The organism is Endozoicomonas sp. OPT23 (assembly GCF_009653635.1).
Taxonomy (GTDB): domain Bacteria; phylum Pseudomonadota; class Gammaproteobacteria; order Pseudomonadales; family Endozoicomonadaceae; genus Endozoicomonas_A.
The window spans coordinates 671,216-687,593 of the sequence record NZ_PPFD01000003.1; the positions used below are offsets into that span (position 1 = coordinate 671,216).

The window sequence follows — 16,378 nt, forward strand, 5'->3', positions numbered from 1 at the left end:
AAACCTATGTGATACAACACAGATGCTAATAACAATAAAAACAAAGCAGTCTCAACTGCTTATGGAACGCATCTGTGGATTACATCGTTTACGCCATTCCTGTATTTCTGGTTATGATTTTCATAGAAGTCATCATCACTCGCCTCAGGAAAAAAGACTACTACCGTCTGAATGACTCTATTAACAGTCTGAGCATGGGCATGCTCAGCATCTCCAGCGGTATTCTCACCAAAGTTATAGAAGTCGCCATTTACACCACTATCTTCTCAATCGTCGCTATCTTTGAATTGAGCACTGGAGACTGGTGGGTCTGGTTGCTGGCATGGTTTGCCTATGATCTCTGTTTTTACTGGGGGCATAGAAAAGGCCATGAGATTAATATTCTCTGGGCTGCCCATGTTATTCATCACCAGAGTGAAGAATACAACCTGACAACAGCCCTCAGGCAGAGCAGCAGCAAGTTTCTGCTGGGCTGGATCTTTTATATTCCCCTCGCAATCATCGGTATTCCACCGATCGTTTTCTTTACTGTTGGGCTGGTAAATCTGCTCTATCAGTTCTGGGTTCATACACGTCATGTACCAAAACTGGGCTGGTATGAGTTGTTCTTTGTCACGCCTTCAAACCACAGGGTTCATCACGCCAAAAACAGAAAATATCTGGATAAAAACTACGGTGGTGTTTTTATTATCTGGGATCGCATCTTCGGTACTTTTCAGGAAGAACAGGATGAAGGTGAGTACGAACCTATTCGTTACGGAACCCTGAAACCCCTGCGAAGCTGGAACCCCATCTGGGCAAACTTTCAGATTTATCAGGCTCTATGGGCTGATGCGAAAGCAACCGGAAGCTGGAAAGAAAAATTTACACTCTGGTTTAGAAAGACAGGTTACAGGCCAGTCGATGTTACCAAGCCCATGAAGTTTCCTGATATCCATGGTTATAAGAACTATAACCCTGTCGTTAGCAATAGCCTCACCATTTACGCTGGCATTCAGTTTTTTATTCTGATGATTGCAACTACCAGTTTGATGGCAACCTATCACCTGACTCCAGGCTGGCAGAACACTTTATCGATAGCCGTGATTGCATTAAATTTGTTAATGATTGGCTGGCTGCTGGAAAAACCACAGAAGACGATAAAGCTGGAAACGACCAGATTCAGTATCAGCCTTGCTGCGCTGATACTAGTCAGCCTGAAGCCGGTGATCAGTCCATTACCACTGATCGTGGGTCTGGCAATTGCTCTGCCTTCTCTTCTTATTATTCATTTTACCGGTATGAACAGAGACGTGGTGGTTACTGAAGAGGTTCAGGAAGCTCTCTGAAACTTTCTGGATCTGATTAGTCATACTCATTGAAGCGACGACGCTTAACTTTAATATCCGTCGCTTCAATCTTATAGAAAGAACGAATATCGTCGCCTGTGTAGTCACCTACGTTCATTTTCCCTGTCACCTGATAGCGAACCTGTGTCGATTGATTGAACTTAAGGCCTTCAGGGTAATTAACCAGTGTTGCCTGATTAGGCTTAAGCACCTGGTCAGTATGGCTCCAGCTGGTGATTTTTCTGACAAACAGAAACTCTGTGCTTTTGCCATTTTCCTGCAGGTTTTGAGGCAGCAGATACCCGGTGAGAGCGACATTCTTTCCTGCTAACTCAGTGCGAGCTGTATTATGAAAAGTCTCCATATAGAGTCTTAAATCAGTCTGAGAAAGCTTCCCTGTTCGGTATTTTTTGTAGATTTCAGGATCAATATCCGGTGTCAGACTCTTCCAGTTGATGGCTAAAGGTTCTTGCTTCGTTACTTCAGAAGCCGTTGCCACTTGTACAGGTATCGCAGTTGAAGCCACCAGTAACACTGCAGCCAGTAATCTTCCCGTCACTATCCGGTACTCTTCTACTTAAGAACAGTCCTGAAATAAATTCCTGTTTCCCGAGTTACTTCGGAAAGCTATTTCGGAACTGCTCCTTATCCATTCTACATAAACAAACAGCCGCCCAAAGGCAGCTGTTTGCATGTTCAAATCACTGATTCATGGTATCAGTGTTTAGCAACGATCTTCTTCAGAGCTGCACCCACTTCAGGGTGAGTCATGATGCCGTTGAATTGCTTCTTGGCAGACCTAGGACCGTAAACAAACACGCCTACTGGTGTATCTGTGTGAGTACCGGTACCCCATACAGTGTGCTGTTGTTCGCTCAGTACACGACCGATCAGGTCTGCACGGTTTTCTGTGCCGTAAACATAGAATGACTTGAAGTCATTAATCAGTGGTACTGTTTCAGCGCTCAGGTAGCTGTGGTTTTCCTTGAAGAACTCATTGGTTTCAGTCTCCATGATGCTTTCAGCCATCTCTGGAGTTACTTCAAACGCATTGTGTTCGTTCAGCAGAGCAGCTAGGCGATCAGGAGTCTGCTCTTCAGCAGGCAGACCGAAAAACTCATAGTTGATGTTGGCGTGAGACTTGGTCTGTGCAGCCAGCTTGTCCAGTACGGACAGATCACCAAAGTTCCACTGAGGTGTGTAGCCCAGACCTTCAAAAGCTGAACCAGGCTTGCTGAAGTCAGTATCAGGCACTTCTACTGCATTGTAAGAGAAACCAAAGGAACCGGTTTCATGGTCAGCAGTGACAACTACCAGAGTATCATTACGCTGAGCAGCCCACTCGTATACGTAGTTGATAGTTTCATCAAACTTCAACATCTCGTGCAGCATAGTGCCAGCGTCGTTTTCATGACCGGCCCAGTCAATCAGACCGCCTTCAACCATCAGGAAGAAGCCGTCTTCATCCTGGGAAAGAATGTCCAGTGCCTTCATGGTCATTTCTTTCAGGGTTGGCTGAGTACGCTCACGAGGCGTGTCTTTGGTAGCTTCCCACTGAATACCATTGTACATGGCAGAGTTGGCAAACAGACCCAGAACCTTGCCGTCCTCGATACGTCTCAGTTTCTTCCAGTCATAGGCCAGCTGATAACCGGCACGATCTGCTTCTTTCAGCAGGTCTCGGTCGTCCTTACGCTTGGACTTGATGGAGAAAGCACCCTTGGTACGTTTTACGTAACGGTCATACCAGTCGCCTTTCTCGTTGACAGACTTAGGCAGGAAGTGACGGGCACCACCAGACAACAATACGTCAACGTCCGCTGCCAGCATTTGTTCAGCAATTTCGTTTTCCATGCTGCGGTGAGCAACGTGAGCAGCAAAAGCAGCAGGCGTTGCGTGGGTAATACGAGTATCAGAAATCAGGCCAGTCGCCTTACCCTGACTCTTGGCAAGTTCCAGTACAGTTTGAACCGGGTTACCGTCTTTATCGATACCGATAACTTCAGACAGCGTTGGCTCACCAATCGCCAGCTGAGTAGCGGAGCAGGCAGAGTCAACCACCAGAGTATCAATAGGGCTGGTGCGTGACAGAACAATCTTGCCGTCTTTAGCCAGTTTGGCAAGACCTGTTGGCTCACCGTTATAAGGAGAGCTTTCAGCACGGTTAGCATAGGTTTCCAGCAGACCTACCTGCTGAACACCCATGCCGTCACCAATCATCATGATGACGTTTTTAACGGCTGCCTGAACAGTCATTGGCATTGCCAGCGATGCGGACATCACACCGGCAACAACCAGACCTTTGGTCGTTTTAGTTTTCATAGTGCCCTGTACAAATTTTATTCATTATATTTTTGGAAGCGTAATACTATACATATACTGTCGTCTTTAAAAGACGTCGATAGTCGCTTTTATTGTTTTGTATCAAGGGCTTGAAGAAACTACCGGGTTAATCACCAAAGTTGCGAACTCTGACAATATTTATCAGGAATTAAGATGACTGCTTATTATTGAAGTAATCATCCTCTATCAAGGCGTCGGGATGTTTTTTGCAGATATGATTTCTCTCGTTCTACTGCCTTGGGATATTCAGCTGCAATGTCGTCCTTCGTGTAACCATACATAACATGTTCAATCAGCTTCGGCGTCATATGCTTAAATTTTGCAGGGTCTTTCATTGCACCTAGCAAAGCTGCGCTTAAGTGACCTCGCAATTCTTGCTTGGCTGACAAACTGAGTTTTGAAGCCCGTATATCAGCCAGTACCTGCTTGTATTCCCTAATTTCTCTTACTGATGAGATCGATCTGTCTATATCCCCGAAACCCAGTTTTTTTGAGGGAGTAATACCTCTCACGTATTCAGCAACATTCGCTCTGTCTGGCTGAAGTGCCGTGATACTTTCTTTTTCTTGAGGCTTTGTTCCTGTTTTTCTACGTACCGCTCCTCCACGAGCCAGCACTCTTTCACTAGTTGGTGTAGGTGGTGTTGTTTCCTTTTTTTCGTCAGGTGCTGATTTGTTTGCGGTAGGTTTATCAAAATCCTGATTAGCTTTCCTGTAAGCTTGGTCCATTGCTTTCTGCTCGACCTTTGCTTCTCTTTGCTCTTTCTTCTCCTGTCTCTGTGCAGCCTTTCTTTTGGTTTTTAAGACCGCAACTTCCTGCTTTAATTTCTCTACTTCACTGCCGGCTGCTGCTCTCTGTTTTTTTGTTTCTGCAGTAAGGGCATCCGCGCCGAAGCCATGCTTCCCGGACTCTCTTTGTATCCCTCCCAGTAGCTTGTTGGCTGAAGACTGAACCGACTTGGCCTTCTTCAGAGCTGCTTCTACAGAAGCAAGTTCCTTCCCAATCGCCTTACTGGATTTGCCTTCTGCTTCTTTGATTCCTTTCCTGATAGTGCCAACATCAGCTTTGAGAGTGCCTGCTCTACGGTTCAGTTTATCTTCAGATTTTCTGGATTTTTCGTTCGCTTTAGCTTCCATGCTCAACCGTTTTTTTAATGCTCTGAGCTCACCTTTTGCCTGCTCCAACTCATCCTTTCGTTGATGAACGAGCTCTGTCGCTGCAATAATCGCGGCTTCCGCCTGCCCACCAGCAGGGCTTAATTCATTGCCACCAAGCCCGGCACTTCTGAGATTCATATTCAGGGCAGCACTCTTATCCAGCCCGCTAGCCTGATTAAGCAGGTTTTTTGCCTGTTTAAGATTATCTCTTGCCTGACTGACCTGAACTTCGAAGGCACCTTCACTGCGAACCTGAGGCTCGTATCCCCCTTTTCTTTGCTCTGTTTCAATTCGACCTATAAGACGATCAGCTCTCCCAAACATAATACTTTCTTCTTGGGATAGTCGTTCAGGTACAGGAGCAGCAGGCGTTAAATGCACTTTAACGTCAGAAGGGGCTTGTGAGGTGATGCCGTACTGGCTAAGAGACTTGCTATCAAGTGCAGGGTAAAGACGAGCCGATTTTAACTGGCTGGGAGCTTGATGCTCAGTAATGGAATGTCTGTTTATCCGCCCTGGGTTATCAGCACCCTTGGATATAGATACCCTTTCGCTAGCTGCCTTCTGGTCATGGTTTATTACGCCACCTGATTGAACCGACCCCAGTCCCATAATTCGCAGTCCTTTGCCATTCGACAGATAAAATAAAAGCCTCATAAAGAGGCTTCTCATTTAAATCTAGCAGTGGCTTCAGGCTCAGCTACGCATCCAGCCGTGGAATTTCTGCACCCACTTCAGCACACCTTCCGGTGCATGGGCTCTTTTCCACTCGCCTGCCGCGTATTTATTGGCTTCACTCAGAGTTGGATAGATATGAATGGTACCCAGAATCTTGTTCATTCCCAGACCATGCTTCATGGCACTGATGTATTCAGTAATCAGCTCACCGGCGTGATAACCGACAATGGTGCAACCCAGAATCTTGTCGCTGCCTGGTTTAGTCAGAACTTTGACGAAACCTCTCGCCTCTTCATCCGCAATAGCCCGGTCAAGGTCATCAATGCCGTACTTGGTGACTTCGTAAGGAATACCCTGTTCCTTCGCTTCAGTCTCGTTCAAGCCGACACGACCTACTTCCGGGTCAGTGAAAGTTGCCCAAGGCATCACTGAATAGTCCACCTTGAACTTCTTGAACTTGCCGAACAGCGCATTTACCGCGGCAAACCAAGCCTGATGAGCAGCCGCGTGAGTGAACTGATAAGGACCAGCCACATCACCACAGGCATAGATGTTCGGGAATTTTGTCTGAAGGTAGTCGTTAACAGCCAGAGTACCGCGTTCAGTGACTTCTATCCCCAGTTCTTCCAGCCCCATATTACTGGTGTTGGCTCTACGGCCTGTAGCAAACAATACTGCATCAAAGTCGATCTCTACTTCCTGTCCTTCATGCAGCGCTTTCAGATACTGACGACCATTGTCGTTATGGAAAGACTTGGGTTCGTGCTTCAAACGAAGATCAACGCCGTCTTTCAGGAACTGCCTTTTCACCAGCTCGGAAACGTCTTCATCTTCACGATGCAGCAGTCGTGAACCGTGATCCAACTGAGTGACGTTAACACCCAGACGAGTGAAAGCCTGTGTCAGCTCACTGCCGATAGGGCCTGCACCGACCACCAGCAGTTTCTCCGGCTTTTCACGGATATCCCAAATAGTGTCAGACGTGTAGTAAGTGATGTCGTTCAAACCCGGCAAAAACGGCACGAATGGACGACCACCACTGGCAATAATGATGTTCTTGCTGGTAATGCGTTTGCCATCAACTTCCACTTCCCACGGGCTGATCAGCTTGGCGGCACCTGTCACACATTCGACGCCCAGACTTGAGTAACGCTCAATCGAGTCGTGTGGTTCAACCTGCTTGATGACGGATTGAACCCGTTCCATCACCTTGGTGAAGTTCACTTCAGCCTGAACATTTTCCAGACCGAACTCTTCACCCCGATGCATGTAATGAGCCATCTTTGCCGAGCGAATCAAAGCCTTGCTGGGGACACAGCCGGTGTTCAGGCAATCACCACCCATTCTGTGCTTTTCAATCAGGGTGACCTTGGCTTTTACGGCAGCAGCAATATAACTGCTGACCAGCCCCGCCGAACCAGCACCAACCACCAGCAGGTTGTTATCGAATTTCTCTGGCTTATTGAAGCCTTTATAAACAGGGTTACCGAACAACATATGGGTTACTCCCCTTTGTTCTTTTTGATCAGAGACATAGCTTTACGTGCAACCCACGGGAAAATACCCAGCAGCACAAAGGAGCCAATTAGTTCAGGTGTCAGGATGCCGCTGGCAGAGAGTTCTTCAACCTGTCCCAGCTGTGCACCGGCGTTAACGAATACCGCTGTACCCGGCAGCATGCCTAACTGGCTGACCCAGTAGAAGGTTCTGGCCTTCATGGGTGTCAGACCCATTACCAGGTTGATGACAAAGAAAGGGACGGCAGGAATCAGACGAAGGCTTAACAGGTAGAATGCACCGTCTTTCTCCACCCCCTTGTTGATGGTTTCAAGATAGTTGCCAAACTTGTTCTGAACCCAGTCACCAAGAAGGCTGCGAGCAATCAGGAAAGCCAGCGTCGCACCAATGGTGCTGGCAAATGAGATAACCAGCAGGCCTGTGCTCAAACCAAATATTGCACCACCAATCAGAGTCAGCAAAGCTGCGCCTGGCAGGGAAAGAGCTGCAGCAGCTACATAGACAATAAAGAAGATGGCGATAGTTTGAGCCGGATTTTCACTGTAAAGGCTTAAAAAATAGTCTCTGGTCAAATACTGCTGGCCATCCAGCAGGTAGAATGCGACTACAGCGCCAACGATGGCGAGTAGAAGAAGTATTTTACTTTTGTTCATTGAACAATCCCAAGTAGTCTGACTGCCAGAGCAGCTCTTTGAAGAGAGTCTTTTACAGAGAGTTTTGTATAATGCCTGTCTGTCTTTACGTTAGCCATTTCACTTTGGTTTCACCGAGTTAAGAAAAATGATTCAAAGACCCTTTCCTTCCAGTCGACCAAGACGCATGCGATTTGATGATTTCTCCCGTCGTTTGATGAGAGAAAACGTCCTGACGGCGGATGACCTGATCTATCCAATGTTTGTACTGGAGGGAGAGAATCAGCGTGAAGCCATTCCTTCCATGCCGGGCATTGAACGTATGAGTGTGGACCTGTTGCTGGAAGAAGCCAAGGAACTGGTCGAGCTGGGTGTTCCTGCCATCGCTCTGTTCCCTGTAGTTTCTGCAGATAAGAAGTCTGATCTGGCGGAAGAAGCTTACAACCCTGAAGGTCTGGTTCAGCGCACTGTTCGTGCTTTGAAAGCTGCCGTACCTGAGCTGGGTGTGATCACCGACGTTGCTCTGGACCCATTCACCAGCCACGGTCAGGACGGTCTGACAGACGAAACCGGCTATGTGATGAACGATGAAACTACTGACGTGTTGGTGAAGCAGGCTCTGTCCCACGCTGAAGCCGGTGCTGATATTGTAGCGCCATCCGACATGATGGATGGCCGTATCGGTGCTATTCGCAAAGCACTGGAAGAAGCAAAACACATCAATACTCGTATTCTGGCTTACTCTGCCAAATACGCTTCCAGCTATTACGGTCCTTTCCGTGATGCTGTTGGTTCTTCAGGTAATCTGGGCAAGGGCAACAAGAAAAACTACCAGATGGATATCGGTAATCTGGATGAAGCCGTACATGAAGTGGCTGCCGACCTGAATGAAGGCGCAGACATGATTATGGTGAAGCCGGGTATGCCTTATCTGGACGTAGTTCGTCGTGTGAAAGACGAACTGAAAGCCCCCACCTTTGTGTATCAGGTGAGTGGTGAGTACGCCATGCATCAGGCCGCTATTGATAATGGCTGGCTGGATCGCGATGCCATCATCATGGAATCCCTGCTCTGCTTTAAGCGTGCGGGTGCAGATGCCATTCTGACCTATTACGCTAAAGATGCTGCGAAACTACTGCAGAAGTAATTAAAGAAAGGGTCACTTCTAACTTTGCTCTTTGTGAAACTCTGAAGAGTGCCAAAGAGCAAAGCAGTGATCCTATTCATTAACAAAATCGGTATATACCTCAACCAGAAACATTAGTCTTCTGCTTCTGGTAACAACCCTTTCCTGTCATCACTTCTTTTTACATTTGAAAAGTAAGCTGTCTGAGCCGGTACAAAGTTGGCGTTATTTGCATTTTTGTAGCGCGACATAAACGAACGATAAACACCGTACTTAAAGTACACTCGCTGCGCTGTCATTGTTGCCCCATGATAATCGACCTTTTTTTCTCCATTGACCCAAACCGAGAAGAAGCCTTTATCATCCTTAGTCCATCTGACATGGACTTCAATTCTATGCCACTTGCCTCTGAGTTCACTTTCATCAATTAACAGATAGTCTTTCTTTGTATTGCTAGGGATATGATTATCCAGATGATAACCTCCACTGGAATTTTGAAACATCCATGCAGGGTGTGACTGGTACTGATGAAACTGACCCAGGGCAACCTTGGTTGGATAAACATTTGGATAGCTTTCCGGAAAGTATATAGACCAGCCATACCAGTATTCATTGCCTGGATAATTATCTTTATCGACTTCTGTTAGCTCGCTCCTTTCCCGGTCTTTTTCACAGTCGTTCCAGCCACTGTTACTGCTGCAATCACCAGGCCTGACGTCAAAGACTTCGATCATTTGAGACGGAGCGGTTTTTGTTGAGTCTTCTATTACTGAATAACCATAACTCGTTATGTTCAGGGAGCGCTTGAATGGACCAAAATTACCACGGTCGTTGGCTGAGCAGGCGCTTGTCAGGGAAACAAGTATCGCTGTTTGTATCAGGTTTATTATTTTTGCCATAACCTTGCCAACAACCAGTCCATTATTTAGTTTCTTATAGCGAAAAGAGTAGCTGAATTTATCTACCCTTTTCGTATGAAAGCCTTATTTTAAAACTCTCTCAATAGCATGAGTGACTTCAGCACACTTCTCATCGTTCAATGCGTCAGCATGTGGGCTGGCAAAGCGTCCGGAGTCATTATCGAAATATTTTCCTGAAGCATTGGCAAACTCATCAGACAAGGCAGCTCTAACCAGAATATCCGCACCTATTCGAAGATCACCACCAGAAACGCCATAAGCTTCCTTGACCATTTTGCTGCCCAGCATCGAGGCCGGATTAACTGCAACAACAACTGGCCCCTGGCTGCCAATGGTTTTCGCCAAGTTATTGTTCCACATAGTTAACGCCAGCTTACTCTGGGCGTAAGCAAGTCCATCATTCAATCTTACTCTGCCAGCAAGAGCATGAAGATCAACTGGAGCCTGAGCCGCTGAAGACAGGTTCACAACTCGACCTTCAGCGTTCATCAGCGGCAGTAGTCTTTTAGTCAGCAGATAGGGTGCAATGGTATTAACAGCAAAGCGGGCATCCAGACCTTCTTCAGTGATCGGATCAGCAATACTGTAAACGCCGGCATTGTTGATCAGAACATCCAGTTTTTGATGATTGGCTGAAATCTCTTTTGCCAGAGTCTCGACATCAGACACCAGAGACAAATCTGCCTTATAGGTTTCAACCTGAGCATTAGTATCCAGTTTCAGTAGCTCAGCTTTTGTCTTCGCCAGTTTCTTATCGCTTCTGCCATGGAGCAGAATATGATGCCCCTCAGTAACAAGGAGCTTTGCTGTTTCAAATCCAATGCCGTCAGTGGCACCAGTAATCAGAATGGTCTTGGCCATGTTATTCACCACTTCAGGCATTATTGGCGGTCGTTAAACCGCTACTACTACTTTACCAGTCGCCTTGCCGCTGGAAAGACGGGCATGAGCTTTTCCGACTTCTTCAAGGCTGTAATCTGTTTCGTCCAGCACAGGTTTCAAACCACCCGCTTCCGCAATACGAGCAATTTCAGTCAGAATTTCACCATGCACTTCACGACCAACGTTGTGAATCATCGGGATCAGCATAAAGACTACGTGCAGTGACAAGCCTTTGAAGTGTGCAGTCGCCAGGTCCATCTCTACCATGGAAACCGTAGTGGCTACCTGACCATTCAGTGCTGCAGCATCAAAAGAGTTAGCGATATTGTTAGCACCAACAGAATCAAAGACCACATCAAAGCCGACGCCTGACGTGTGCTCTTCAACATAGTCCACTACGCTTTCTTCGAGATAGTTAATGCTTTCAGCACCCAGTTCATTAATCAGGTTCAGATGCTCTTCTGTACCTGCGGTAGAGTAAACGTCAGCACCAAAATGTTTTGCCAGCTGCAGTGCAACATGACCTACACCACCAGCACCGCCATGAACCAGAACCTTTTGTCCCTGCTTCACGCCCGCTCTTACCAAACCTTCGTAGGCAGTGATTGCAACCAGAGGCAAAGCCGCCGCTTCTTTCATGCTCAGGCTTACCGGTTTTTTGGCAATCAACTTTGCATCGGCCAGCATGTATTCGGCCAGTGCGCCCTGAAGTTCACCAAGACCACCTGCACAACCGTAAACTTCATCCCCTTCTTTAAAGGCTGTTACACCTTCACCGACAGATTCAACCACACCGGCAAAATCCATTCCCAGAACACCGGGCAGGTCAGGGGAGAGCGGCAGTTCTTTGCCCATCTGACGAATCATGGAATCGACAGTGTTCACGCTGGTAGCGGCTACACGTACAAGAACATGTCCGGCTTTTACTTCAGGCTTTGGCAGCTCGGCAGTTTCAAATACTCCAGGGCCACCGAACTCACGAATAATCATGGCTTTCATGGGTCAAAATCTCTGTTTGAATTGATGAACCCATGGTAGTTAATCAACCAATTAATGATAATCAGCTAACTTTTATAATCAGTTTCAATATTTTATTGATAATCCGGTATGAACATTGATCACTTAAAGCTTTTCGTACGACTGGCGGCTACCAGTAACATCAGTCAGGCAGGGCAGGAGCTAGGTATTTCACCGGCTGTCGCCAGCTCGCATATCAACAAACTGGAACAGCAACTTGGGGTCAGGCTGGTTCATAGAACCACACGCAGGGTGTCGCTTACGGAAGAGGGCAGAACTTTTCTTCCCCATGCTGAAGAAGTACTGGGCAGTGTTGACGCTGCAAAAGCAGCCATTGGTGTTGGCAGCAGTTCTCCCAAGGGAACCCTGCGTATATCGGCACCGGCTTCTTTTGGTTGTATGCACCTGATGCCGGCCTTGACCGAGTTTATGTCGATCTATCCTGATCTCACGGTTGATTTGCGACTGACAGATACCATTGTCGATCTGGTAGAAGGAGGCTTTGATATTGCGATTCGAAATGCCGGCCTTAAAGACTCCTCTTTGATTGCCCGCAAACTGGCTCCGGATAAACGAATCCTCTGCGCTTCTCCCAATTACCTGAGCCGATTCGGAGAACCTGAAACACTGGCAGACCTGGTCAATCATCAATGCATCAACCTGATTGGCCAGGATTCGTGGAGTTTCAGAACTTCTTCTAGTATCGAGACCATCAAAACCCGTAGCCATTTCCGAACCGATCATGGGCTGGCTATGCGTGATGCCTGTGTAAACGGCATGGGCATCGCCATGAATGCCACCTGGAGTGTGTACGAACACCTGATGAATGGCTCACTGGTGCAGATATTGGCCGACTCCCCGGAAGCATCCAATGCAGCCATCTGGGCCGTATTCCCCAGCTCACGCCTGATTCCCCCCAAAGTCAGGGTTTTTATTGATTATTTTTCAGCACGTTATGGTGAAGTTCCATACTGGGACAGTGCCCTCTTAATGTCAGCCAGGGAACCATTGCAGGGAATCCATATCTAAATATCAATTCATATTAATAAGAGCAGGTAGAAGCTATGGACAGTATCTGCAATTTAAAGGGTTTATCTTTCGCAGCAGCAGGCTCTGCAGTTGGTTATTTGTGTGGCGGAACAGCGGGTGCCATCGCAGGTAGTGCTGTCGGATACTGTTTTGGAAGGTTCGTCAGACATTACCAGGACTACAATACGGTGCAGGTTGATGGTGTCAGACTTGATGTATCTCACATTCCGAGAGACGCTTCAAACACATCAGTGGATGAATTCAGACCATTACAAGTAACGAGACGCACTTCCCAACTCTCTGTTGAGCCCTCTCTCACCAATACCGACATCTCAGAAAGAATTGAGTGTCTTACTTCATTAGCTGTGAATTGCATTCAAAATTGTGATCCTGAGGCTCTTAAGCAGTTATTGCAGAAACAGCCATCGTTAGCAAAGGCTACTGACTGGGGTCTATCTTTGATAACAATTGCCTGTCGTGAAAGCAGCCTTGAAATAGTTCAGTTGCTTTATGATTATGGCGCAGATCTCCATGTGGTTCATCCGTCAGGTAAGGGGCTGATATGGGAAACATTAGCGCATGATTCAGCCAGAAGTGGCTCCGAAGCAATTAAGGTACTCAAATTTCTCCTAGCTAATGATGTTGAGTTTTCCGATTCTCGCGATGAGAACCATTCTGAATTCGATGAATGTTTATTCTATCTATTACAAAAAAAATGGGATTACCACCTGGAGCTCAGAGCTGAAATCTGGACATGTATTGAAGAAAGTTTTCCTCCAGGCACATCAATAGGTATTCAAGGTATGGATTTAGTTTCCTCTATATGTGTAGAACCATGCGAATATTCTATTGACACTCTCAAATGGGTCATCAGAAATAATATTGGTTTTACTGATATTACAAAAAACTATGATTCAAATAATAAATGCGTTAACCCAATTTACATACTGCTTTCAAAACTCCCTTACAGAAAAGATTTAAAAGCTGAAGCGCATATTATCGAAATAATTAACTACCTATTCGACAATGAGGTAGATATTAAATTACCTAAAATTATTAAACTTGTTTTTTCATCACATTTTGACAACTATTCAAAGTTGAGGATTTTTATTATCAACCTACTTAGAAAAGATGCTATAGACGGCGTACCTATGATTGAAGGAGAAAATTTACTTACGCTATTGGCAACTAATACTAGACCCTTATTTTTTTCACCTAAAGCTTTTCAAGACATGAAATCCTCCGGCCTACTTGATCATATTGAAATAAAAAAAGAGAAAGATCGCACCATTTTATTAGAGTGGATTGATTCAATTCAAGAAAAAAGTAATTTTCTAAAAAGCCTAAAGCAATATATTAAAAGCTTAGAACTTCAGAAAACCAGTTTTCCATAGTTGAGACTACAGTCTATATTTTTACTCCTCCAGACACTCTCAAACTCTGGTAAAGTAGAAGAAAAATCAGCATTGAATCGGCCAGCTCGGCTCAACAGATGCAGTAAGAGGTCACATGGATAATTCGCAAGATCGGGAGCTCCCCGAAGTTCAGGAGATTAAAAGCGATAGCCCGGCTACTCCTCCAGTGCCGGCGGCACCTCGTATTACTGACCTGAATAACCCTGAGTACTATATCAACCGTGAACTCAGTCATCTTGAGTTCAACACTCGAGTACTTGAGCAGGCACTGAATGAAGAGCACCCTCTGCTCGAGCGTCTCCGCTTTCTGCTGATCTATAGCTCCAATATTGATGAGTTCTTTGAAATTCGTGTTGCCGGGTTGATGCAGCAGATCGAATTTGCCCGTGCGCAGGTAGGGCTGGACGGCATGGGTCCGCAACATGTGCTCAAAGAAATCAGCACTAGAGCCAAAGAAAATGTTACCCGTCAGTACGAAATACTGAACAATGTTCTGTTGCCGGAGATGGCTAAGCAGAACATCAATTTTATTCGCCGCAAAGACCTTTCTGAAAAGCAACGAGCCTGGGTCAAACGCTTTTTCTATAACGAAGTGATGCCCATCATCAGTCCCATCGGTCTTGATCCCGCTCACCCGTTCCCGAGACTGGCCAACAAACTGCTCTGTTTTATCGTTTCAATGGAAGGCAAAGATGCCTTTGGCCGTGAAACCGGTATGGCGATCATTCCTGCGCCACGGTCACTGCCAAGAGTAATAAAGCTACCCAGTGAAGTCTGCGAAGATGAAGGCACCAATTACATATTCCTGTCGTCCATTATTCACCTGCATATGCAGGATCTGTTTCCTGGCATGACTATCAAAGGTTGCTACCAGTTCCGACTGACCCGTAACAGTGACCTTGATCTGGAAGATGAAGTAGAAGACCTTGCTAAAGCATTGCAGGGCGAACTGCTTTCCCGCCGTTACGGCGAAACTGTACGACTGGAAGTAGTAGACAACTGTCCTCAACCTCTGGTGGATTTCCTGCTGGATGAGTTTGGGCTGACTAACGATGAGCTCTATCGTGTTGATGGGCCGGTAAATCTGACGCGTATGATGTCGGTCTGCGATGCTGATGGCATTGAAGACATGAATTTCCCTCCCTTCACACCGGGCTATCCGAAAACAATGAAGGGGCGTCGTAACAAGGCAGCCAATGTTCTGGATGTAGTTAAGCATTCCGACATTCTGCTTCACCACCCGTTTGAGTCGTTTACGCCTGTTATCGATATGCTACGCCAGGCAGCACACGATCCGAACGTACTGGCTATTCGTCAGACTCTCTATCGAACCGGTGCCCGTTCGGAACTGGTTGATGCACTGGTAGAAGCCGCCCGGAACGGTAAGGAAGTTACCGTAGTAGTAGAGATCCGTGCCCGTTTCGATGAGGAAGAGAATCTTGCGCTGGCTCGTCGTCTTCAGGAAGCAGGAGCTGTTGTCGTATATGGTGTGGTGGGTTACAAGACACACGCAAAGTTAATGCTGATCGTTCGTCGTGAAGGTCGCAGCATTCAACGTTATGCACATCTGGGCACCGGTAACTATCACGCAGGTAATGCACGACTGTATACCGATTACAGCCTGCTGACTTGCGACAAGGACATTACCAACGACGTTCGCAAGATATTCCAGCAGCTCACTGGTATGGGTAAAACCGTGCGGGTTCGCAAGATTTTCCACGCACCGTTCACGCTCAAGAAGAACCTGATCGAACTGATCAACCGTGAAGCAGCTAATGCTAAAGAAGGTAAGCCTGCACGCATCATCATGAAGATGAATGCGCTGACTGAAAGTCAGATGATCAAAGCGCTCTACAAAGCTGCTCAGGCCGGTGTGGAAATTGATCTGGTGATTCGTGGTATCTGCTGCCTGCGCCCGGGGGTTCCTGGCCTGTCTGACAACATCAAGGTTCGCTCAGTAATCGGTCGATTCCTTGAGCACACGCGGGTTTTCTACTTCGAGAATATGGGCGAGTTTCAGGTTTACTGCTCCAGTGCTGACGGTATGAACCGGAATCTGGATTCCCGTGTAGAGACTTGTTTCCCGATTGAAGAGACCAAACTCTCTGCCCGTATCAAGAAAGAGCTGGAATACTATCTCTCTGATAACACCCGCAGCTGGCAGCTGGAAACGGATGGCAGCTACTCTCAGAACAAACCAACTCGTGGGCAGCGTCGCCGTAATGCTCAGCGCCGCTTGCTGGAAAATCTGGCTACCTTCACTCAGTAGCCCTTCTACAACAGCTCCCTGTAATAACCGGTAAGGCTTTAAGGCCTTGCTGGTTATGGCTCTT

At 46.7% G+C, this 16,378-nt stretch carries 13 protein-coding genes; 5 read left to right on the forward strand and 8 right to left on the reverse strand.

Annotation, left to right across the window (positions count from 1 at the left end; genetic code table 11):
• The first annotated feature begins 74 nt into the window (after positions 1 to 74).
• Positions 75 to 1,328: a sterol desaturase family protein gene (locus tag EOPP23_RS08870; protein ID WP_370514722.1), complete on the forward strand. Its 1,254-nt coding sequence runs from the start codon at positions 75 to 77 to the stop codon at positions 1,326 to 1,328.
• 16 nt (positions 1,329 to 1,344) lie between these two features.
• Here the strand turns inward: EOPP23_RS08870 and EOPP23_RS08875 are convergent, their stop codons facing one another.
• The 5 genes from EOPP23_RS08875 to EOPP23_RS21765 form a co-directional block, all read right to left on the reverse strand.
• Positions 1,345 to 1,887 (reverse strand): DUF3299 domain-containing protein, encoded by a 543-nt coding sequence (locus tag EOPP23_RS08875; RefSeq protein WP_153765589.1) that lies wholly within the window; start codon positions 1,885 to 1,887, stop codon positions 1,345 to 1,347.
• Between the two features lie 158 nt (positions 1,888 to 2,045).
• The gene (locus tag EOPP23_RS08880; RefSeq protein WP_153765590.1) at positions 2,046 to 3,650 is read right to left on the reverse strand and encodes an alkaline phosphatase; all 1,605 of its coding nucleotides are present in this window, start codon (positions 3,648 to 3,650) and stop codon (positions 2,046 to 2,048) included.
• Between the two features lie 197 nt (positions 3,651 to 3,847).
• Positions 3,848 to 5,485 (reverse strand): hypothetical protein, encoded by a 1,638-nt coding sequence (locus EOPP23_RS08885; protein WP_153765591.1) that lies wholly within the window; start codon positions 5,483 to 5,485, stop codon positions 3,848 to 3,850.
• Between the two features lie 39 nt (positions 5,486 to 5,524).
• Positions 5,525 to 7,003, reverse strand: a complete 1,479-nt coding sequence (locus EOPP23_RS08890) for an NAD(P)/FAD-dependent oxidoreductase (RefSeq protein WP_370514723.1) — start codon at positions 7,001 to 7,003, stop codon at positions 5,525 to 5,527.
• 5 nt (positions 7,004 to 7,008) lie between these two features.
• Positions 7,009 to 7,677 (reverse strand): TVP38/TMEM64 family protein, encoded by a 669-nt coding sequence (locus EOPP23_RS21765; RefSeq protein WP_370514724.1) that lies wholly within the window; start codon positions 7,675 to 7,677, stop codon positions 7,009 to 7,011.
• A gap of 127 nt (positions 7,678 to 7,804) precedes the next feature.
• Here EOPP23_RS21765 and hemB point away from each other — a divergent pair, with 127 nt between their 5' ends.
• Positions 7,805 to 8,803 (forward strand): porphobilinogen synthase, encoded by a 999-nt coding sequence (gene hemB, locus EOPP23_RS08895; RefSeq protein WP_153765592.1) that lies wholly within the window; start codon positions 7,805 to 7,807, stop codon positions 8,801 to 8,803.
• Positions 8,804 to 8,916: 113 nt separating this feature from the next.
• Here the strand turns inward: hemB and EOPP23_RS08900 are convergent, their stop codons facing one another.
• From EOPP23_RS08900 to EOPP23_RS08910, 3 genes are all read right to left on the reverse strand, one after another.
• Entirely contained in the window at positions 8,917 to 9,681 is a 765-nt protein-coding gene (locus tag EOPP23_RS08900; protein WP_153765593.1) for a polysaccharide lyase, read from the reverse strand.
• Positions 9,682 to 9,765: 84 nt separating this feature from the next.
• Positions 9,766 to 10,563: an SDR family NAD(P)-dependent oxidoreductase gene (locus tag EOPP23_RS08905; protein WP_153765594.1), complete on the reverse strand. Its 798-nt coding sequence runs from the start codon at positions 10,561 to 10,563 to the stop codon at positions 9,766 to 9,768.
• Positions 10,564 to 10,596: 33 nt separating this feature from the next.
• Complete coding sequence (locus EOPP23_RS08910; protein WP_153765595.1) at positions 10,597 to 11,583, reverse strand: zinc-dependent alcohol dehydrogenase family protein; 987 nt, start codon at positions 11,581 to 11,583, stop codon at positions 10,597 to 10,599.
• 108 nt (positions 11,584 to 11,691) lie between these two features.
• Between EOPP23_RS08910 and EOPP23_RS08915 the strand changes: the two genes are divergently transcribed.
• The 3 genes from EOPP23_RS08915 (at position 11,692) to ppk1 (ending at position 16,314) form a co-directional block, all read left to right on the forward strand.
• Entirely contained in the window at positions 11,692 to 12,630 is a 939-nt protein-coding gene (locus EOPP23_RS08915; protein ID WP_153765596.1) for a LysR family transcriptional regulator, read from the forward strand.
• Between the two features lie 35 nt (positions 12,631 to 12,665).
• On the forward strand, positions 12,666 to 14,024 hold the full coding sequence (locus EOPP23_RS08920) for a hypothetical protein (RefSeq protein WP_153765597.1): 1,359 nt from the start codon (positions 12,666 to 12,668) through the stop codon (positions 14,022 to 14,024).
• Positions 14,025 to 14,139: 115 nt separating this feature from the next.
• Positions 14,140 to 16,314, forward strand: coding sequence for a polyphosphate kinase 1 (ppk1, locus tag EOPP23_RS08925; RefSeq protein ID WP_153765598.1), 2,175 nt, complete (start codon positions 14,140 to 14,142; stop codon positions 16,312 to 16,314).
• Positions 16,315 to 16,378: the final 64 nt, after the last annotated feature.